The following is an 18133-nucleotide window of genomic DNA, read 5'->3' as shown; positions in this document are numbered from 1 at the left end:
CATTAGCGGGCATCGGCCGGTGCGGAGCAACCGAATTCCGGCTGCGCGCGGGCGCCGACGATCGTCCGCAGCATGGTCGCGCCCGCGAGGACGGCGGCGAGATACAGCACCGCGGCCACGGCCGGATTCTCCGGCGGCCCGTCGGCCGAGTGCGCGAGCGCCACCGCGAGCGTCAACGGCAGCTTCCAGCCGCACCACGCGAACAGCGAGCCCGACCCGAGCCAGGCCGTCGCGAGCAGGACCGGGCGGGGCAGGGCGGCCGGGCGCGGCCGGGTCAGCAGCCGCACGGCCGCGGCCCCGGCGAGCGCCCAGAACGCGCCGACGCCGCACAGCAGACGCCCGTCGGTGTCCTGCGAGGCCGGGTGCGAGATCCCCAGAGTTCCGCCGGCGGCCCAGTACACCCAGACCAGACCGACGACGGCCGAGACGGCAACTGCCGCTTCGGTGGCCCGGGTCGAGCCGCCCGCGTCGCGCCCGGCGAAGGCCCGCGGCCAGCGGCGCCGCAGATACGCGGGCAGCGCGACGGCAAGACCCAGACCCATCCCCACGAAGCTGAACTGAACCAACGCCGCCTCCCAGCCGGGCATCGCGGGATCACCGCCCCCGCCGCCCCCGGAGCCGTCGCGCGCGGCGTCGAGCACCGTGCTGAGCACGGCGTACGGCAGGATCGAGACCAGGAACCCCGAGCCGATCCAGGCGCAGAACGCCACCAACCGCCCCGGTATCCGCATGCCCCAGGGCCGCACGAGCGCCAGCGCCAGGGCGATCCCGATCGCCGCCATGCCGACGGTCACCGTGTTGAGCAGCACCCACCCGGCCGTGCTGAAGCCCTTGCCGACCGGCAGCACACCGAGCAGCGCGCCGATCACCCAGGACACCTTGATCAACAAGTACGGCGTCAGGGCCAGCGCGGCGCCGTAGGCCGCGTACCGCCCGATCCGATCCCAGCGTTCCACCCGGACTGCCCTCCTTCGTGCGGGAGTTCAAGCCTCGGACCTGCCCTCGTGTTCGCACATCCACCGCGGGAGCCGTTCGCTTCCGCCGCTCGGCGGAGGCCCCCTCGTCCTGCGGGACGCTTTTTGTTCCCCGCCGCCTTCCCCGGGCTTCATGTGCCGGAGCGCCGGGAGACGGGGCGGCCGTTTGAGATGGTGGGCGCACAGGGCCACCGCACCTTGTCCCACCGGCCATCACCGCGAGCCGTGAGGAAGCCATGAATCACCGTGCTGTCAGCAGAGTTGCCCCAGGCACCGCCCGTATCAGCGCGACCGCCCGTACGCGCGCGACCGTCGGTGCCGCGGCCGTACTCGCCGCCGTCGTCGCCTCTCTCGCCCCGACCGCGGCGCAGGCCGCCCCCGTCAACTCCGCGGCCGACGCGCAGTGGTCGACCGAGACGCTCGCCCCCGGCGTTCAGGTGCGCACGGGCACCGTCCAACACCCCGGCGTCACGCACACCTGGACGGTCACCGTCCAGGCCCCGGCCACCAGCCGGCTGACGGGCGCCAGGACCTGGGCCGAGGCCGGCACCCGGAGCTGGGCCGGGACGACGGCGCAGAAGCTGCGCGACGCGGGCTTCGAGCCGCGCGTGGAGAGCGTGCGCTGGCCCGGCTACGCCGACACCCCGCACGGGGTGATGGGCTACCGGGTCCGGGTCGGCTCGTTCGCCGCCCAGGCCGACGCGCAGCCCACGTCGAAGGCGATCACCGCGGCCGGCTTCCACACCGCGGTCGCCTGGACCGGCTACGACATCCAGCAGCCCGCCGACCGCGAGAACATCCATGTCGCGGTGATCGACCCGCACCGGTTCAAGGGCACCGTCGAGGGCACCCACGACGGCAACGTCGCCCAGCGCGAGACCACGTCCTCGGTCGCCGCCAAGCTGCACTCCCTGGTCGCCGTCAACGGCGGCTTCTTCGTGACCTCGGACGCCGACGGCGTCCAGGGCACCATGTCCGCACTGGGCGCCTACCGGGGCCGCCTCGGCTCGATGGCGGTCGGCTCGCGGGCCGCGCTCGTCCTCGGCGACGGCGGCCGGCACGTCCGCGTGGCCGATCTGACCAGCACCGCCACCGCCCGCGCGGGCCGCTCCTCGTACGCGATCCAGGGCATCAACCGCGTCCCCTCGCTCGTCCGCGACTGCGGCCGTCCCGGCACCACGCCCAGCGAGCTGCCCTGGCAGGACGTCACCTGCCGGCTCACCGACGACCTGGTGCAGTTCACGCCCCTGTTCGGCGCCGCCCTGCCCACCGGAGCCGGTGTCCAGGCCGTACTGAACACCTCCGGCCGGGTCGTCTCGGTCGGTGCGCGCGGCGGACGGGTGCCCGCGGGCGGGCGCGTCCTGCAGGGCATCGGCACCGCCGCCGACTGGCTGACCGCCAACGCCCGCGTCGGCAGGCGCATCACCGTCGACGAGACCGTCCGCGACAGTGCGGGCCGGCGCGTCGCGCTCGACCACGACGACTCCATCGTGAGCGCCGCCCCCACCCTGGTGAAGAACGGCCGTATCGACATCGACGCGGCCGCCGAGGGCGTGGTCGACCCCCAGGACCTCTCCTTCGGCTACGCCTGGGCCAACACCCGCCAGCCGCGCACGATGGCGGGCATCGACCGGCGCGGCCGGCTGATCCTGGCCACCGTCGACGGCCGCCGGACCGGTGGCAGCGAGGGCTTCACCCTGTACGAGGCCGCCGACTTCATGCGATCGCTCGGTGTCGTGCAGGCCCTGAACCTGGACGGCGGCGGCTCCACCACGATCGCCCTGCGCGGCATCCTCGCCAACAACCCCTCGGACGCGGCGGGCGAGCGCCCGGTCGGCGACACCGTCCAGGTGATCCCGTCCGGCACCGGCTGAGCGGACTGCATCACCGGCCTGTCCCCCGTGCGAGCTACGCGCAGGTGTCCACCGAGCGGTGACGATCTGCGGCCGCCGAATCCATAGCGTTGCGGTCAGCCGCGGCGCTCCGGTCCGCGGATCTGGCGGAGGGGATTTCCATGAGGCTGGTCTGGCAACTCGTAGCCGTCGCGGCGGTCGCGTTCATCGGCGGTCAGGGGGCCGCCGCGGTCGAGGACAACGCGGCGCTCTCGCTGATCGTGGGCGCGCTGACCGCGGTGCTCTCGGTGTTCGTCTACCGGTGGGTGGTGCGGCGCACCGAGCACCGCCCGGTCGCGGAACTGGCCCGGGAGGGCGCCGGGTCCGCGATCGGCCGGGGCACGCTGCTCGGCATGGGACTGTTCGGGGCCATCATCGTGAACCTCGCCCTGCTCGGGGACTACGACATCCACGGCCTGGGCTCCGTCGGCGGCGCGGTGGGGCTGATCGGCTTCATGGCCGCCGCGGCCGTGACGGAGGAACTCCTGTTCCGCGGCGTCCTGTTGCGGATCGTGGAAGAACGCTTCGGCACCTGGATCGCGCTGACGTCGACCGGTGTGCTGTTCGGCCTGATGCATCTGTTCAACCCGGACGCCACCGTGTGGGGCGCCATCGCCATCGCCATCGAGGCCGGCGGCATGCTGGGCGCCGCGTACATCGCCACCCGCAGTCTGTGGCTGCCGATCGGCCTGCACTTCGGCTGGAACTTCGCCGAGTCGGGCATCTTCAGCACCGAGGTCTCCGGCAACGACACCAAGAAGGGGCTGCTGGACGCCACCGTGTCCGGCTCCAAGCTGCTCACCGGCGGCACCTTCGGCCCCGAGGCCAGCCTGTACGCGGTGGTGTTCGGGCTGCTGGCGACGATCGTGTTCCTGCGGCTGGCCCGGCGCCGCGGCCACCTGGTGCCCAGTCGCCGCAAGTCCAACCGGGTTGACGCGACCGCTACCCTTTCCCGGTGATCGCTCTTCGGAGGTTCCCGGACGTGTGGCGTCGGCTGGACGTCACGGTCCGGGACCTCCCGCTCGGCGTGCTGCTCTTCGCCGTGTCGTTCCTGCCGGCAATGCAGCGGCACGGCACCCAGCTCGGCGGGGTGCCGGACCGCTCGTTCGACGCGGGCGCGGCCTTGGCGGCCGCCCTCGAATGCCTTCCGCTCGCGCTGCGCCGGCGGTGGCCGTTCCTCAGCTTCGCCCTGGTGTCGCTCGGCTTCGCCGTCGACCAGCTGCGCGGCTACCACCTGGTCGAGGGCACGGCGCTGCTGTTCGGGCTGGTGAGCACGGGCCTGCATCTCCAACGGCGCCGCCGGACCTCCGCGTTGCTCTTCACCGCGGCGTACGTGGCGCTGGCCGTCGCCCTCTACCGGACCGGCACCGGCGAACCGGTCAGCGAGTTCGCGACGTTCTACCTGCTGCTGGCGTTCGGCTGGGGCACCGGGGCGTGGCTGCGGGCCGGGCGGGCCGCGGAGGCGGAGCGCCGCAGCCGCCTCGCCGAGGACACCCGCACCGCCGAACGCACCCGTATCGCCCGGGAGTTGCACGACGTGGTGACCCACCATGTGACGGCGATGGTGGTGCAGGCCGAGGCGGCGCGCTATCTGACCGCCGCGCCCGACCGCCTCGACCAGGCCCTGACCGCCGTGACGGACACCGGCCGCCGGGCCATCACCGATCTGCGGCACCTGCTCGACCTGCTCAACCCCGACCACGGCACCGGGCCGGGCCTCGGCGCCGGACCCGACGACGGCACCGTTTCCGGCCACGGGGCGAGAACACCGGCCGTCGGACGCCTCCTGACGCTCGTCGAGCAGACGCGCCGGGCCGGACAGCCCGTCGAGTTCGCCGAGGAGGGCACTCCGGCCGCCTCCACCGGCAGCGCCGACCTCGTGGCGTACCGGGTGGTTCAGGAGGCATTGACCAACGCCCTCAAGTACGCCCACGGCAGCCGTACTTCGGTCCAGGTGCAGCACGGCACGAAGGACATCACCGTGGAGGTCAGCACGGACGGCTCCGGCTCACGGATCGGTTCCCCGGGCGGCAGCGGGCGGGGCCTGGCCGGCCTGCGCGAACGGGTCGACGTCCTCGGCGGCGACTTCACCGCGAAGCCGAGCACGGGCGGAGGGTTCGTCGTGCGCGCGCGGATACCTGCGGGGAGCGGGACGTGACCGAAGCCGGGGGGCAGGCCGGGGCCGCACCGATCCGGGTTCTGGTCTGCGACGACCAGATCCTGGTCCGCACCGGGCTGGTCACGATCATCGACGCCCAGCCCGACCTGGAGGTCGCGGGCGAGTGCGGGGACGGGCAGAGCGCCGTCGACCTCGCCCGCCGGCTGCGGGCGGACGTCGTGGTGATGGACGTACGCATGCCCGTGCTCGACGGCATCGAGGCCACCCGCCTGCTGGCCGGCGCCGGTGTGCAGGACCCCGTCAAGGTCCTCGTCGTGACGACGTTCAACCTGGACGAGTACGTCTACGAGGCGCTGCGCGCGGGAGCCAGCGGCTTCCTGCTCAAGGACGCGCCCCCGGCCCAACTCCTGCACGGCATCCGCACCGTGGCGACGGGCGCGGCCCTGCTGGCCCCCGAGGTGACGCGCCAGCTCGTCGGCCGGTACGCCGCCCGGATCCGCCCCACCCGGGGCACCCCGAACGACATCCCGCTGACCCCCCGCGAGCTGGAGGTCCTGCGCCTGATCGCGGACGGCCTCTCCAACAGCGAGATCGCGGGGGCGCTCGTGATCAGCCAGGAGACGGTCAAGACGTTCGTCTCCCGCATCCTCACCAAACTCAGCCTCCGCGACCGGGTCCAGGCCGTCGTGTACGCCTACCGCAACGGCCTGGTGACCTGACGGGTATTCAGCTGTGCGCACCGTCGGCCAGGAAGGCGGTCAGGCTGTCGAGGAGCATGGTGCTGCCCTGCTCGGACATGTCGCGCTCCTCGGCGGTGTCGCAGCTCTGGTGGAGCACGATCCGCGTGTACTGCTCGTCCTGCTCGTCGAGTTCGACGGTCATGACCGCGGGCCCCTCCTTGCCGGGCACGTCCATGCCGACCACCAGCAGACGGTTCTCGTCGACCTGGAGGTAGGAGCCCGTCAGAGGGATCCGCCCGCCGTCGGGCGTGACCATGGTGGCCTTCCACGTCCCGCCGGGCCGTACGTCCATCTCGACCGAGCCGACGGCGGCGTAGGCCCACTGGGCGTACTGATCGGGGGTGGTCCATGCCCGCCACACCTGCGCCGCGGGGGCGTCGAGCGTGCGGGTCAGCCGGTAGGAGAAGCCCTCGGCCGGGGTGGTCTGTTCGTTGCTCATGATGTGTCTCCTCGTTCTCGTGCCGTGTCGGGACTGTCGAACGGGTAGACGGCGGCGGGCGCGAGAACTCATCGGCCCGCCGGACGGGACGCCCGCACGCATACGGATGCGCACACGGATGCGCGCACGGATGCGGGGCCACCGGTCAGGGCACACAACCCTTCGGGACCGGCAGGAGTCTAGAGATCGCAGAGCTGTCCCCTGGCAGACCCCGTGCGTCTGCCCACGCCCCGACAGAGGTCCCCCCATGCCCATGCCCCCGCACCCCCGCCGCGCCTCCCGCGTCGCTGTCGCCGCCCTCGGCGCCGCCGGTCTGATCGCGCTGGCCGCGGCCCCCGCCGCCTTCGCCGACGAGCCCGCACCTGAACTGGTCGTCGGAGGCGTCGCACCGGTCGACGGGCTGAAACCTGGGAGCACCTTCGACGTGTCGGCCACGGTGGCCAACAGGAGCACCGTGACCGCCAAGAAGGTGTGGATCTCCTACTCCATCACCCGGGGCCTCGACTTCGCGGAGATCCCCTCCAACTGCTGGGTGCAGCACATACGGTCCTACGACGAGATGCCGGAGCAGTGGACAGCGGTCTGCGGGTTCGACCAGGCGGTGGAGAAGGGCGCCGTCTACACGACCGACAGGCCGCTGCGCGTCACGGCACTGGACCGCGCGCTCTACGACCAACTGCGCCTGCGGGTCAACTTCGGCGAGCCCGGGCCCGACGACAACGGCACTCCGCCGGTGGCGGGCACCGCGGCGCCGGTGCGACTGGTCGAGGCGCAGGCCGGGGGCGCGGGGTCCGCGGAAGTCGTCACCGAGCCCGTCACCACCGTCAACACGGCCGACTACCAGGTGACCGGCGACGCGGTGCAGGGCAGCGTCGGTGACACGGTGACGATGAAGGCGACGTTCACCAACGCCGGACCCGCCTGGGTCATGACCAGGGAAGGGGACCGGTCCGTCAGCGTGAAGATCAAGCTTCCGGCCGGCACGTCGGTCGTCAAGCGCGGCAACTTCTGCAGGGCCATCGGCACGGGGTCGTACAGCTGCGGCATGCGATCGCTCTACGAGGGCGCCCACGAGACCTACACCTTCAAGCTGAAGATCGACAAGCGCGTGGCACACGCCAGGGGCTCGGTGACGCTGAGCACGGAACCCCGGCCGTTCGACCCCGACAAGGCCAACGACAAGGCGGCCCTCACCCTGGACGTCACGGGCGGGGGGTCGACGGGATCGACAGGTTCGACCGGCTCGACGGGCTCGACCGGGGGTGCGACCAGTGGCTCGGGCGGGTCGGACGGTGGTTCGACCGGGGGGTCGGCCGGTGGAGCGGCCGGTGGTTCGAGCGGCGGCTCGGCGGGTGGTCCGGTCGGCGGGTCGTCGTCGACGGGCGGAGGCGGGACTACGACGGACGGCGGTGGCCTGGCGGCGACCGGCTCCTCGGCGCTGCCCGTCGCGGGCGCGGCAGCCGCGGCGGTGGTCGCGGGCGCGGGCCTGTTCGTCGTGGTGCGCCGCCGCCGCGGCCGTACGGAATCGCCCGGACCCCTCGCGCGTTGAGCCTGGTGGGCATCGGATGCCGGTGGTGTGCGACCCGAACAGTCCGAGTGACCAGGCCGACAAGAATTGGAGGGGCCGCAAATGGCTGCGCAGACACAGAGGGCCGTGCTGGCGGGCGGGTGTTTCTGGGGAATGCAGGATCTGATCCGACGGCTCCCGGGCGTGACGGCGACCCGGGTGGGATACACCGGCGGTGACGTGCCGAACGCGACGTACCGCAACCACGGCACGCACGCGGAGGCCATCGAGATCCTCTACGACCCCGAGAAGACCGACTACCGCGCGCTCCTGGAGTTCTTCTTCCAGATCCACGACCCGAGCACCAGGAACCGCCAGGGCAACGACATCGGCCTCAGCTACCGCTCGGCGATCTACTACGTGGACGACGAGCAGAAGCGGATCGCCGAGGACACCATCGCGGACGTGGACGCCTCCGGCCTGTGGCCGGGCAAGGTCGTCACCGAGGTGGAGCCGGTCGGCCCCTTCTGGGAGGCCGAGCCCGAGCACCAGGACTACCTGGAGCGTTACCCGGACGGCTACACCTGCCACTTCCCGCGCCCGGGCTGGCGGCTGCCCGCCCGCGCCGAGGGCTGACCGAACGCATGACGGCCTGGCGCACAGCGGCTGCGCCGGGCCGGGAGCAGCGTCAGTGCGGCAGCGTGGCCGGGCTGCCGCCGTTCGCCTCGTAGCCCGCCACCGCCAGCGCGCGGTACACCGCGAACTCCGCCGCCGGGTCGGGGGACAGGGTCCAGGGCAGGGCCCCGACGTGGCCGTCGATGTGTATGAGCTGGTTCATGGCCTCGGACCAGCGCTCGGCCCGGACCAGGAAGAACACCAGCAGATGGCGCACGTGCGCCAGCATCGGGTCGTCCGGCCGGGCGGAGTGCACCGCGTGCAGCGCGCCGTGGATCGCCTTCGTCACGACCTCGCTCTGGTAGAACCCGCTGACCAGGTTCACCTCGGGAAGGTGCTCGAAGACGGCGAACAGGGGCATCGCCGCGAGCAGCGAGCCCTCAGGGGCCCGCGCGGCCGCAGCCTCCGCGAACGACATCGCCAGCTCCCTGGAGCCGTGCCACTTCTCGCACCAGTAGTGCAGGGCGGCCAGGTGCGCCCCCATGTGCGCCGGGGCGCGGTCCAGGATCTTCAGCCACAGCTGCTCGAACTCGGCCCGGGGATACGCGAGACCGCGCGCCACCGACAGCTCGACGATGTACGGGACCGGGTCACCGGGGGCGAGCAGGGCCGCGTCGCCACATGCCGACCTCGCCTCCTCCATGATGATCCGGAACTCGTCCGTGCCCGGCGTCGACGTCCGCCACGCCTGCTGCACCAGGAACTCGGCGTGCACGGCCGCGCCACCCGCGTCCTTGGGCTGCTCGGCGCGCCACACCCGCAGCCACTGCCCGCCCGGCGTCTCGCTGACCCCGCCGGGCCGCTGCTGCAGCTCCAGCGAGGCGGCGCCGGCGAAGGCCTGCACCCGCTGCCAGCGCACCTCGCCCTCGGCCTCCGTGCCCGCCAGCAGCTGCGACGCCGCGCGATAATCCTGCGTGCGCTGCACCAGGTCCAGGACGTCCAGCAGGTCCTGGTCGGGGCCGGGCATGCGGACGTCCAGCTCCTCCTCGCGCGCGAACCCGTAGTTCGCGGGGTCGGCGGCGTCCGGGTGCCCGGCCGGGACCTGCTCGATCATGCCCCGGCGGCGGCGCAGGAACGGGAGCAGCACGAAGCCGACCATGAGCGCCGCCATCACGACCCAGATGAATTCCATGCGACAAGCGTTCCAGACGCCACCGGCAATTGGCCAACCCGGTCGGCGAGCTGTGGAAAACCTCGGCGGCGACCTGTGGGCCGACCTGTGGACAACGGCGGGCGCCCGCGCCGTCCGACGCCCGCCGCCCGGGCGCATTACCCTCGGTGCCCATGAGCGACAGGCACATCAGTCAGCACTTCGAGACCCTCGCGATCCATGCGGGCAACACCGCCGATCCCCTGACCGGCGCGGTCGTCCCGCCGATCTACCAGGTCTCGACCTACAAGCAGGACGGCGTCGGCGGCCTGCGCGGGGGCTACGAGTACAGCCGTAGCGCCAACCCGACCAGGACCGCCCTGGAGGAGAATCTCGCAGCCCTCGAAGGCGGTCGCCGCGGACTCGCGTTCGCGTCCGGACTGGCGGCCGAGGACTGCCTGTTGCGTACCCTGCTCAGCCCCGGCGACCACGTGGTCATCCCGAACGACGCGTACGGCGGCACGTTCCGCCTGTTCGCGAAGGTCGTCGCCCGCTGGGGCGTGGAGTGGTCGGTCGCCGACACCAGCGACCCCTCCGCCGTGCGCGCCGCCCTCACCCCCAGGACCAAGGCCGTGTGGGTGGAGACCCCCTCCAACCCGCTGCTCGGCATCACCGACATCGCGGCGCTCGCCCAGGTCGCCCGGGACGCGGGCGCCCGGCTCGTCGTCGACAACACCTTCGCCACGCCGTACCTGCAGCAGCCGCTCGCGCTCGGCGCGGACGTCGTCGTGCACTCGCTGACGAAGTACATGGGCGGCCACTCCGACGTCGTCGGCGGTGCCCTGGTCGTCGCCGACGAGGCGCTCGGCGAGGAGCTGGCGTTCCACCAGAACGCGATGGGCGCGGTCGCCGGCCCCTTCGACTCGTGGCTGGTGCTGCGCGGCACGAAGACCCTGTCGGTGCGCATGGACCGGCACAGCGAGAACGCCACCAGGGTCGCCGACATGCTCACCCGGCACGCGCGCGTGACGAGCGTGCTGTATCCGGGCCTGCCCGAGCACCCCGGTCACGAGGTCGCCGCCAAGCAGATGCGGGCCTTCGGCGGCATGGTGTCGTTCCGGGTCGCGGGCGGCGAGGAGGCGGCCGTCGAGGTCTGCAACCGCGCCAAGGTGTTCACGCTCGGCGAGTCCCTGGGCGGCGTCGAGTCCCTGATCGAGCACCCGGGACGCATGACGCACGCGTCCGCGGCCGGCTCGGCGCTCGAGGTGCCCGCCGATCTCGTACGGCTCTCCGTGGGCATCGAGAACGTCGACGACCTCCTTCAGGACCTGCAGCAGGCGCTCGGCTAGCCGGCGCCGCACTCACCAGCCCGTGTACGGGGGAGTCGTCTGCGAGGGCGGCTCCACCCACGGGCGGGCCATCATGGCCCAGACGAAGAACGCCACGCACGCGGCGCACAGCACCAGCCACATCAGCCGGCGGACGAGCGTCCTGCGGCGCAGCCTGCGGGCGCCGCGGCGCAGCACGTCCCCGTACAGATCCGGCGGCACCTGCGGCGGCACCCGCTCCATGATCCGCCGCGCGGCCGCCTCACGCTCGGCCCGGTTCATGCCCGCCTCCCCGTCCGCGCCCGCCTCATGACGGCGCCACCTTCGCCTTCGCGACCGCCGGTGCGGGGCCGCGCGGCGGATGCAGCAGCGTCGCCGTGGCCCGGTCGCAGATCGTGCGGACGCGTTCGATCGGCAGACCGAGCAGCGCGGCCGTCTGCTCCTCGGCGACACCCTCGTAGAGCCTGAGGACCAGGATCAGGCGCTCCTGCGGCCCGAGCCGGGCCAGCGGGCTGTCGGGGTGCGCACGGGACCGGCCGAAGCCGCCGTACTGATGCCATGCCGCGCGTGAGAAGCGGGTGGCCAGGTACTGGCGGGTGCGGTCGTAGGGGTCCTCGCCGCGCAGCCGGTCCCAGGAGGCGTACGTGTGCGTGAGGGCGAGCGTCAGCAGGCGCCGCGCGCGCGGGTTGTGGTCCGGGGCCTCCGCGGTGAGCAGCGTGGCGGCGTGCAGCAGCCGCCCTGCCGCGCCCGCGACGAACGCCTCGAACTCCCGGGCCCGACGGGCGGCTTGGGACTCCTGCCGTTGTCGCACCGCGCCTCCCGCCCTGCCGGCGACCCAGCCGATACGGGCACCCGGCCGTGCACGGGATGACGAACCGTGTACGACAGGGACCCGATCTCATATGAGGCCAGCGGCACCCCGTCGGTCAAGAGCCGGGCGGCACGCGCGCGTACGAGTCGGCGAGGTACGCGCGCGGACGGCCCGCTAGGAGGCGTTCGGCTCGTCCGCGCCGGGCACGCCCGGCGCCGACATCCGGGAGGAGAGCGCGCCGTTGAAGCGTGTGAGGAGCGAGCAGAACACCTCACGCTCCTCGGGCTCCCAGTTCTGCGTCAGCTCGGCCATGAGCTGGCGCCGGGACGAGCGCACCTCCTCCAGCCGTGCGAGCCCGCGCGGGGACAGCTGAAGGACCACCGCGCGTCCGTCCTCGGGGTGCGAGGTGCGCTTGACGAGACCGGTGTCGACGAGCGGTGCCACCTGCCGGGTGACCGTGGAGGAGTCGATGCCCATGCTCGCCGCGAGGGCCTTCACGCCCATCGGGCCCTCCGTGTCGAGGCGGTTGAGCAGCAGGTATGCGGCGCGGTCCATGGAGTTGCGCACCTGCCCGACCCCTCCGAGCCGGGTCTGTTCGGCACGGCGGGCGAAGACCGCCACCTCGTGCTGCAGCGTGTCGAGAAGACCGGTGTCACCGACGGTCGTCATGTCCATCGACATTTCAGGTGTTGTGGGCATGGCCGGAGGCTCACTTCATGAAGGGGCTGCTGGAATGGGGGACAGAGTACGCGGCCGGGGGGCGGGTCGTACCGGCGCTGCGCAAACCAGTCTCGGAGGTTGGTCACAGTGATGCCGTGCGGCTGTGAACTGCGATGCTTGTGTCATGAGCTACAGCACGGCTGACTCGTTGCCGCCCGTGACCCTCGACGACGTGCGGGGCGCCCAGAAGATGCTCTCGGGCGTGGCGCGGGTGACCTCGATGGAGGGCAGCAGGCATCTGTCCCGGCTGGTGGGCGCGCCGGTGCACTTCAAGTGCGAGAACCTGCAGCGGACGGGATCGTTCAAGCTGCGCGGCGCCTATGTGCGGATCGCCGGGCTGCTGCCCGAGGAGCGGGCCGCCGGTGTCGTGGCGGCGAGCGCGGGCAACCACGCGCAGGGTGTCGCCCTCGCGTCCTCGCTGCTCGGTGTGCGGGCGACGGTGTTCATGCCGATGGGCGCACCGCTGCCGAAGATCAGCGCCACCCGCGAGTACGGCGCCGACGTGCGGCTGCACGGGCAGGTGGTCGACGAGACGCTGGCCGCGGCCCAGGAGTACGCGGCCGAGACCGGTGCGGTGTTCATCCACCCCTTCGACCATCCCGACGTCATCGCGGGCCAGGGCACGGTCGGGCTGGAGATCCTGGAGCAGTGCCCGGAGGTGCGCACGATCGTCGTCGGCGTGGGCGGGGGAGGCCTCGCGGCCGGTATCGCGGTCGCGGTGAAGGCGCTCCGGCCGGACGTGCGGATCGTGGGCGTGCAGGCGGAGGGCTCCGCGGCGTATCCGCCCTCGATCGCGGCCGGGCGCCCGGTGTCGATCGAGAACCCGGCGACCATGGCCGACGGCATCAAGGTCGGCCGTCCCGGCGACGTGCCGTTCGGCATCATCCGCGAACTGCTGGACGAGGTGCGCACGGTCTCCGAGGACGAGCTGTCCGCCGCGCTGCTGCTGTGCCTGGAGCGGGCCAAGCTCGTGGTCGAACCGGCCGGCGCGAGCCCGGTGGCGGCGCTGCAGAGCGAGCCGGGGGCCTTCGAGGGCCCGGTGGTTGCGGTGCTGTCCGGCGGCAACGTCGACCCGCTGCTGATGCAGCGCGTGCTGCGCCACGGCATGGCGGCGCAGGGCCGCTACCTGGCCGTACGGCTGCGGCTGACGGACCGGCCGGGGGCCCTGGCCACACTTCTCGGGGTGTTGTCAGTGCTGGACGCTAACGTCCTCGATGTGAGTCACGTACGGACCGATCCACGGCTCGGGCTCACGGAGGCAGAGGTCGAGCTGCACCTGGAGACGAAGGGGCCGGAGCACTGTGCCGAGGTCGGCCGTGCCCTGCGCGAGGCAGGCCACACGGTCGTCGACTGAGGCGCTGGGCGCCCGGAAAAATAAGCGGAACGCCCAGTTCAGGGGCTCTTTGTCACTCGACCGAGTAAATCCGTTGTGAGACGCGATACATCGCGTTATGGTGTGTCTCGCGGTCGCCTGTCACGCCACCCGTCAGGCGGAGCGAAACGTACAAATCTAGGCTTTTCGAAGAATCCCCGACGACGTGGAGACTCACATGCCAGGCGCCATCTATGCCGAAGGCCTGGTCAAGACCTTCGGAGACGTAAGGGCTCTGGACGGCGTCGACCTCGATGTCCCCGAGGGCACCGTGCTGGGCCTGCTCGGGCCGAACGGCGCGGGCAAGACGACCGCGGTCCGCTGTCTGACCACGCTGCTGCGGCCCGACAGCGGCAAGGCGGTCGTGGCCGGCCTCGACGTCCTCAAGCAACCCAACGAGGTGCGGCGTTCCATCGGCCTGTCCGGCCAGTTCGCGGCGGTCGACGAATACCTGACCGGCCGCGAGAACCTCCAGATGGTCGGCCAGCTCTACCAGATGAGGGCGAAGGCCGCGAAGGCCAGGGCCGTGGAGCTGCTGGAGCAGTTCGACCTCGCGGACGCCGCCGACCGTACCGCGAAGACCTACTCCGGAGGCATGCGCCGCCGGCTCGACCTGGCGGCCGCCCTGGTCGTCTCGCCGCCCGTGATGTTCATGGACGAGCCGACCACCGGCCTCGACCCGCGCAACCGCCAGCTGCTGTGGGACGTCATCAAGCGGCTCGTCTCCGGTGGTACGACCCTGCTGCTGACCACGCAGTATCTGGAGGAGGCCGACCACCTCGCGCACGACATCGTGGTCGTCGACCACGGCCATGTCATCGCCCGCGGCACCTCCGACGAGCTCAAGGCCCGCACCGGCGGCGAGCGCGTCGAGGTCGTGGTGCACGAGCGCGAGCACATCACCACCGCCGGCGAGGTCCTGGCCGGCTTCGGCAAGGGGGAGCTCACCGTCGAGGAGCACACCCGCAAGCTCACCGTGCCCGTCACCGGCGGCGCCAAGCTGCTGGCCGAGGTCATCCGCGAGCTGGACGTCCGCGGCATCGAGATAGACGACATCGGGCTGCGCCGCCCGACCCTCGACGACGTCTTCCTGTCCCTGACCGGCCATGTGGCCGAGGTCAAGGAAGAGGAGAACGGCGCATCCGAGAAGGCGGCCGCCAAGGACCGCCGGCACAAGAAGGAGGCAGCCAAGTGAGCGCCGTCACGGACGCCGTCCGCGTCGCACCGAGCGGAAACCCCCTCGGCCAGTCCTTCCGCGACTCGATGGTCGTCGCGAAGCGCAACCTCATCCGGATGTCCCGCATCCCGGAAATGATCATCTACGGCCTGATCCAGCCGATCATGTTCGTGGTGCTCTTCACCTACGTCTTCGGCGGTTCCATGCAGATCGGCGGCAGCACCAGCGCCACCGACTACAAGAACTTCCTGATGGCGGGCATCTTCGCGCAGACCGTCACCTTCGCCACCGCCAGCTCCGGCGCGGGTATCGCGGACGACATGCACAAGGGCCTCATCGACCGGTTCCGCTCGCTGCCCATGGCACGCGGCGCGGTGCTCACCGGGCGCACGCTCGCCGACCTGGTGCAGACGGCCCTGACCCTGGTCGTCCTCGCCGTGGTCGCCGTGCTGGTCGGCTGGCGCGTCGGGTCGAACGGCGACACCAATGCCGCGAAGGTCGTGGCGTCGTTCGGTCTGCTGCTCCTGCTCGGCTACGCGTTCACCTGGATCGGCGCCCTGATCGGCATGTCGGTCCGTACGCCCGAGGCGGCCACCTCCAGCGGACTGATCTGGCTCTTCCCGGTGACGTTCATCTCGAACGCCTTCGTGGACACCAGCCACATGACCCCGTGGCTGCGTCACATAGCCGAGTGGAACCCCTTCAGCGCCACCGTGCAGGCCGCCCGGGTGCTCTTCGCCAACCCCGGCCAGTCGCAGTCGGAGGCCTGGCCGATGCAGCACCCGGTGTGGGCCTCGCTGATCTACTCGGCCCTGATCATCGTCGTCTTCAGGACGCTGGCGGTGCGCAAGTACCGCTCGGCGACGGCATGACCCGATGACCCGTGACGACGCCGCCCCCGACGTCAGCGGACGCCGGGGGCGGGTCGAGGGCGCGCGGGCCGGGAGTCCGGCCGGGCGGCAGGGTCAGCCGTTGTAGGGCTCGGCCTTGAGAATCTTCACGGAGGCCTTCTTGCCGTTCGGCAGCTCGTACTCCGCGTCCTCGCCGACCTTGTGGCCGGTCACGCCGGAGCCCAGCGGGGACTGCGGCGAGTAGGTCTCGATGTCCGTGCTCGCGTATTCACGCGAGGCGAGCAGGAAGGTCAGGGTGTCGTCCTCGTCGCCGTCGAAGGCGATGGTGACGACCATGCCGGGCGCCACGGCGCCGTCCGCGGACGCGGGGGCCTCGCCGACCTTGGCGTTCTCCAGGAGCTGGGTCAGCTGGCGCACACGGAGCTCCTGCTTGCCCTGCTCCTCCTTGGCCGCGTGGTACCCGCCGTTCTCGCGCAGGTCCCCCTCCTCGCGCGCGGCGGCGATCTTGCTGGCGATCTCCGTGCGCGCAGGACCAGACAGGTACTCCAGCTCGGCCTTGAGCTGGTTGTACGCCTCCTGGGTGAGCCAGGTGACGTTCTCGCTGGTCTGGGTCACAGGTGCTCCTCGTAGGTACTGGGAATACAAAGCATCGCCCTACCCAGAAGGATGTTCCTTCACGGATGGGCGAAACCACGAGCCTAACAATTGTGCGGCTGAAGGGGGAGGACATAAGCCATCAGAATTACATCACCGCAGGTCAGGCCCGATGTATTGCGACCGGGGCGGCGGGTGTCAGTCGGCGTGGCAGCCGAGCAGCTCCGCCGTGGTGCCCTTGGACGTCGTACGGAGCGTGACGACCTTGTCGATGCGGGTGGCATGCGTGTCGAAGTGGAAGTCGGCCCGGCCCACCTCGGCGCCGTCCTTCGACTGGGAGCGCAGAGTGCAGTAGCCGGTGGCGTCGGCGTCCTTGTGGACCTCCAGATGCACCTGCACCGAGTTCTGCCGAGTGTCGAACGTGATCACTTCGGCGCTGATCTTGTTCTGGCCGATGTAGTGGTAGGCGAAGTAGCCGACCAGGGCGAGCAGCAGCGCCGCGAGGACGGCGCCGGCGATTTTCAGCTTGTGGTCGGCACGCTCGTCCGGCGAGCGGCCGTAGCGACCCTCGGGCACCTGTGTGCTCGCCGTGCTCATGATCGTCCCCTCGGAAACCGGGTCCCGGAATTTTTCGCCCCCCGGTTCGGTCACTATAGAAGCCGCCGATCGCCCCCGAAGACACCGGGGCGCCGACTTACGAGGATTGAGTCTTGACTGACCAGCTGCGACTGATGGCCGTCCACGCCCACCCCGACGACGAGTCGAGCAAGGGCGCGGCCACCATGGCGAAGTACGTGTCCGAGGGGGTGGACGTGCTGGTCGTGACCTGCACAGGCGGGGAGCGCGGTTCCATCCTCAATCCGAAGCTGCAGGGCGACAAGTACATCGAGGAGCACATCCACGAGGTACGCAAGAAGGAGATGGACGAGGCCCGCGAGATCCTCGGGGTCAGGCAGGAGTGGCTCGGCTTCGTCGACTCGGGGCTCCCCGAGGGCGACCCGCTGCCCCCGCTGCCCGGGGGCTGCTTCGCGCTGGAGGACGTCGACAAGGCGGCCGGCGAGCTGGTGAAGCAGATCCGCACGTTCCGTCCCCAGGTGATCACCACCTACGACGAGAATGGCGGTTACCCGCACCCCGACCACATCATGACCCACAAGATCTCGATGGTGGCCTTCGAGGGCGCGGCGGACGCCGAGAAGTACCCGGAGGCCGAGTTCGGCCCCGCCTACCAGCCGCAGAAGCTCTACTACAACCAGGGCTTCAACCGGCAGCGCACCGAGGCGCTGCACCACGCGCTGCTCGACCGGGGCCTGGAGTCGCCGTACGAGGACTGGCTCAAGCGCTGGAGCGAGTCGGAGCGGGTCGAGCGCACGCTGACCACGCACATTCCGTGCGCCGAGTTCTTCGAGATCCGCGACAAGGCGCTGATCGCGCACGCCACGCAGATCGACCCCGACGGCGGCTGGTTCAGGGTGCCGATGGAGATCCAGAAGGAGGTCTGGCCGACGGAGGAGTACGAGCTGGCGAAGTCGCTCGTGGACACCTCCCTACCCGAGGACGACCTCTTCGCGGGCATCCGCGACAATGCCTGACATGAGTGCAAGCGTGAGCCTGGCAATGACGCACCTCGTCCCCCTCGCGGAGGTGGACGAGAACAAGGTCACCCCCGGCGTCCTCGGCTTCATCGTCTTCGCGGCGATGGCCCTGGCGGTGTGGGCACTGATGAAGTCCATGAACCGGCACATGGGCAAGGTCAAGTTCAAGGAGGCGCCCGAGCAGGACGCCGCCTCGGCGAAGAGTTCCGCCGACTCCGGGACCGGCCAGGGCTGACGGCCGCAGGCACG

At 71.4% G+C, this 18133-nt stretch carries 20 protein-coding genes; 12 read left to right on the top strand and 8 right to left on the bottom strand.

The genetic code is table 11. The features are described 5' to 3' along the window. Positions 1-2 precede the first annotated feature (2 nt). Positions 3-956, bottom strand: coding sequence for a hypothetical protein (locus tag JYK17_RS10260; protein WP_108013094.1), 954 nt, complete (start codon positions 954-956; stop codon positions 3-5). A gap of 254 nt (positions 957-1210) precedes the next feature. Here JYK17_RS10260 and JYK17_RS10255 point away from each other — a divergent pair, with 254 nt between their 5' ends. The 4 genes from JYK17_RS10255 (at position 1211) to JYK17_RS10240 (ending at position 5704) form a co-directional block, all read left to right on the top strand. After that, complete coding sequence (locus JYK17_RS10255) at positions 1211-2848, top strand: phosphodiester glycosidase family protein (RefSeq protein ID WP_222810217.1); 1638 nt, start codon at positions 1211-1213, stop codon at positions 2846-2848. A gap of 140 nt (positions 2849-2988) precedes the next feature. After that, a complete protein-coding gene (locus JYK17_RS10250; protein WP_222810216.1) occupies positions 2989-3825 on the top strand; it encodes a CPBP family intramembrane glutamic endopeptidase in 837 nt (278 codons plus the stop codon). After that, positions 3822-5024, top strand: coding sequence for a sensor histidine kinase (locus JYK17_RS10245; RefSeq protein ID WP_108013091.1), 1203 nt, complete (start codon positions 3822-3824; stop codon positions 5022-5024). The genes JYK17_RS10250 and JYK17_RS10245 overlap by 4 nt, the downstream gene beginning before the upstream one ends. Beyond that, on the top strand, positions 5021-5704 hold the full coding sequence (locus JYK17_RS10240; RefSeq protein ID WP_108013090.1) for a response regulator: 684 nt from the start codon (positions 5021-5023) through the stop codon (positions 5702-5704). The genes JYK17_RS10245 and JYK17_RS10240 overlap by 4 nt, the downstream gene beginning before the upstream one ends. Positions 5705-5711: 7 nt before the next feature. On the opposite strand, the gene JYK17_RS10235 is transcribed toward JYK17_RS10240, so the two are convergent. After that, entirely contained in the window at positions 5712-6164 is a 453-nt protein-coding gene (locus tag JYK17_RS10235; RefSeq protein ID WP_222810215.1) for an SRPBCC family protein, read from the bottom strand. Between the two features lie 247 nt (positions 6165-6411). Between JYK17_RS10235 and JYK17_RS10230 the strand changes: the two genes are divergently transcribed. Continuing rightward, positions 6412-7713, top strand: a complete 1302-nt coding sequence (locus tag JYK17_RS10230) for a DUF11 domain-containing protein (protein WP_108013089.1) — start codon at positions 6412-6414, stop codon at positions 7711-7713. A gap of 81 nt (positions 7714-7794) precedes the next feature. Next, a complete protein-coding gene (gene msrA / locus JYK17_RS10225) occupies positions 7795-8307 on the top strand; it encodes a peptide-methionine (S)-S-oxide reductase MsrA (protein WP_108013088.1) in 513 nt (170 codons plus the stop codon). Positions 8308-8359: 52 nt separating this feature from the next. Here msrA and JYK17_RS10220 read toward each other — a convergent pair whose 3' ends face one another. Continuing rightward, the gene (locus tag JYK17_RS10220) at positions 8360-9478 is read right to left on the bottom strand and encodes a hypothetical protein (RefSeq protein ID WP_108013087.1); all 1119 of its coding nucleotides are present in this window, start codon (positions 9476-9478) and stop codon (positions 8360-8362) included. 152 nt (positions 9479-9630) lie between these two features. On the opposite strand from JYK17_RS10220, the gene JYK17_RS10215 reads away from it, so the two are divergent. After that, a complete protein-coding gene (locus JYK17_RS10215) occupies positions 9631-10785 on the top strand; it encodes a cystathionine gamma-synthase (protein WP_108013086.1) in 1155 nt (384 codons plus the stop codon). Positions 10786-10797: 12 nt separating this feature from the next. On the opposite strand, the gene JYK17_RS10210 is transcribed toward JYK17_RS10215, so the two are convergent. The 3 genes from JYK17_RS10210 to JYK17_RS10200 form a co-directional block, all read right to left on the bottom strand. Next, positions 10798-11046 carry a hypothetical protein gene (locus JYK17_RS10210; protein ID WP_108013085.1) on the bottom strand — a complete coding sequence of 83 codons (249 nt, stop codon included), beginning with the start codon at positions 11044-11046 and terminating at the stop codon, positions 10798-10800. Positions 11047-11071: 25 nt separating this feature from the next. Continuing rightward, complete coding sequence (locus tag JYK17_RS10205) at positions 11072-11575, bottom strand: sigma factor-like helix-turn-helix DNA-binding protein (RefSeq protein ID WP_108013084.1); 504 nt, start codon at positions 11573-11575, stop codon at positions 11072-11074. 174 nt (positions 11576-11749) lie between these two features. After that, positions 11750-12256: a MarR family winged helix-turn-helix transcriptional regulator gene (locus JYK17_RS10200; protein ID WP_441350882.1), complete on the bottom strand. Its 507-nt coding sequence runs from the start codon at positions 12254-12256 to the stop codon at positions 11750-11752. Positions 12257-12419: 163 nt separating this feature from the next. Here JYK17_RS10200 and ilvA point away from each other — a divergent pair, with 163 nt between their 5' ends. The 3 genes from ilvA (at position 12420) to JYK17_RS10185 (ending at position 15716) form a co-directional block, all read left to right on the top strand. Further along, positions 12420-13649 carry a threonine ammonia-lyase gene (ilvA, locus tag JYK17_RS10195; protein WP_108013083.1) on the top strand — a complete coding sequence of 410 codons (1230 nt, stop codon included), beginning with the start codon at positions 12420-12422 and terminating at the stop codon, positions 13647-13649. Between the two features lie 196 nt (positions 13650-13845). Continuing rightward, a complete protein-coding gene (locus JYK17_RS10190; protein WP_108013082.1) occupies positions 13846-14862 on the top strand; it encodes an ATP-binding cassette domain-containing protein in 1017 nt (338 codons plus the stop codon). Next, positions 14859-15716, top strand: a complete 858-nt coding sequence (locus JYK17_RS10185; protein ID WP_108013081.1) for an ABC transporter permease — start codon at positions 14859-14861, stop codon at positions 15714-15716. The genes JYK17_RS10190 and JYK17_RS10185 overlap by 4 nt, the downstream gene beginning before the upstream one ends. A gap of 93 nt (positions 15717-15809) precedes the next feature. Here JYK17_RS10185 and greA read toward each other — a convergent pair whose 3' ends face one another. Beyond that, complete coding sequence (gene greA / locus JYK17_RS10180; RefSeq protein ID WP_108013080.1) at positions 15810-16310, bottom strand: transcription elongation factor GreA; 501 nt, start codon at positions 16308-16310, stop codon at positions 15810-15812. Between the two features lie 177 nt (positions 16311-16487). Further along, on the bottom strand, positions 16488-16886 hold the full coding sequence (locus JYK17_RS10175) for a DUF4307 domain-containing protein (RefSeq protein ID WP_108013079.1): 399 nt from the start codon (positions 16884-16886) through the stop codon (positions 16488-16490). Between the two features lie 134 nt (positions 16887-17020). Here JYK17_RS10175 and mca point away from each other — a divergent pair, with 134 nt between their 5' ends. Both mca and JYK17_RS10165 read left to right on the top strand, forming a co-directional pair. After that, positions 17021-17881, top strand: coding sequence for a mycothiol conjugate amidase Mca (mca, locus tag JYK17_RS10170; RefSeq protein WP_164932389.1), 861 nt, complete (start codon positions 17021-17023; stop codon positions 17879-17881). After that, positions 17874-18119, top strand: coding sequence for a hypothetical protein (locus JYK17_RS10165; RefSeq protein ID WP_164932229.1), 246 nt, complete (start codon positions 17874-17876; stop codon positions 18117-18119). Before mca ends, JYK17_RS10165 begins: the two co-directional genes overlap by 8 nt. The last annotated feature ends 14 nt before the right edge of the window (positions 18120-18133 follow it).

Origin of the sequence: Streptomyces plumbidurans, assembly GCF_019857225.1 — a bacterium.
GTDB lineage: Bacteria > Actinomycetota > Actinomycetes > Streptomycetales > Streptomycetaceae > Streptomyces > Streptomyces plumbidurans.
Note: the sequence above shows the minus strand (reverse complement) of the source record. Positions and strands in the feature narration are given on the sequence as shown.

Bases quoted from the DNA above. Each gene is read 5' to 3' on its own strand.
- JYK17_RS10190 (WP_108013082.1), top strand. From the start codon at position 13,846: ATGCCAGGCGCCATCTATGCCGAAGGCCTGGTCAAGACCTTCGGAGAC.
- JYK17_RS10215 (WP_108013086.1), top strand. From the start codon at position 9,631: ATGAGCGACAGGCACATCAGTCAGCACTTCGAGACCCTCGCGATCCAT.
- JYK17_RS10210 (WP_108013085.1), bottom strand. From the start codon at position 11,046: ATGAACCGGGCCGAGCGTGAGGCGGCCGCGCGGCGGATCATGGAGCGG.
- JYK17_RS10235 (WP_222810215.1), bottom strand. From the start codon at position 6,164: ATGAGCAACGAACAGACCACCCCGGCCGAGGGCTTCTCCTACCGGCTG.
- mca (WP_164932389.1), top strand. From the start codon at position 17,021: ATGGCCGTCCACGCCCACCCCGACGACGAGTCGAGCAAGGGCGCGGCC.
- ilvA (WP_108013083.1), top strand. From the start codon at position 12,420: ATGAGCTACAGCACGGCTGACTCGTTGCCGCCCGTGACCCTCGACGAC.
- JYK17_RS10250 (WP_222810216.1), top strand. From the start codon at position 2,989: ATGAGGCTGGTCTGGCAACTCGTAGCCGTCGCGGCGGTCGCGTTCATC.
- JYK17_RS10165 (WP_164932229.1), top strand. From the start codon at position 17,874: ATGCCTGACATGAGTGCAAGCGTGAGCCTGGCAATGACGCACCTCGTC.
- JYK17_RS10175 (WP_108013079.1), bottom strand. From the start codon at position 16,886: ATGAGCACGGCGAGCACACAGGTGCCCGAGGGTCGCTACGGCCGCTCG.
- JYK17_RS10255 (WP_222810217.1), top strand. From the start codon at position 1,211: ATGAATCACCGTGCTGTCAGCAGAGTTGCCCCAGGCACCGCCCGTATC.
- JYK17_RS10230 (WP_108013089.1), top strand. From the start codon at position 6,412: ATGCCCATGCCCCCGCACCCCCGCCGCGCCTCCCGCGTCGCTGTCGCC.
- JYK17_RS10200 (WP_441350882.1), bottom strand. From the start codon at position 12,256: ATGTCGATGGACATGACGACCGTCGGTGACACCGGTCTTCTCGACACG.
- msrA (WP_108013088.1), top strand. From the start codon at position 7,795: ATGGCTGCGCAGACACAGAGGGCCGTGCTGGCGGGCGGGTGTTTCTGG.
- JYK17_RS10220 (WP_108013087.1), bottom strand. From the start codon at position 9,478: ATGGAATTCATCTGGGTCGTGATGGCGGCGCTCATGGTCGGCTTCGTG.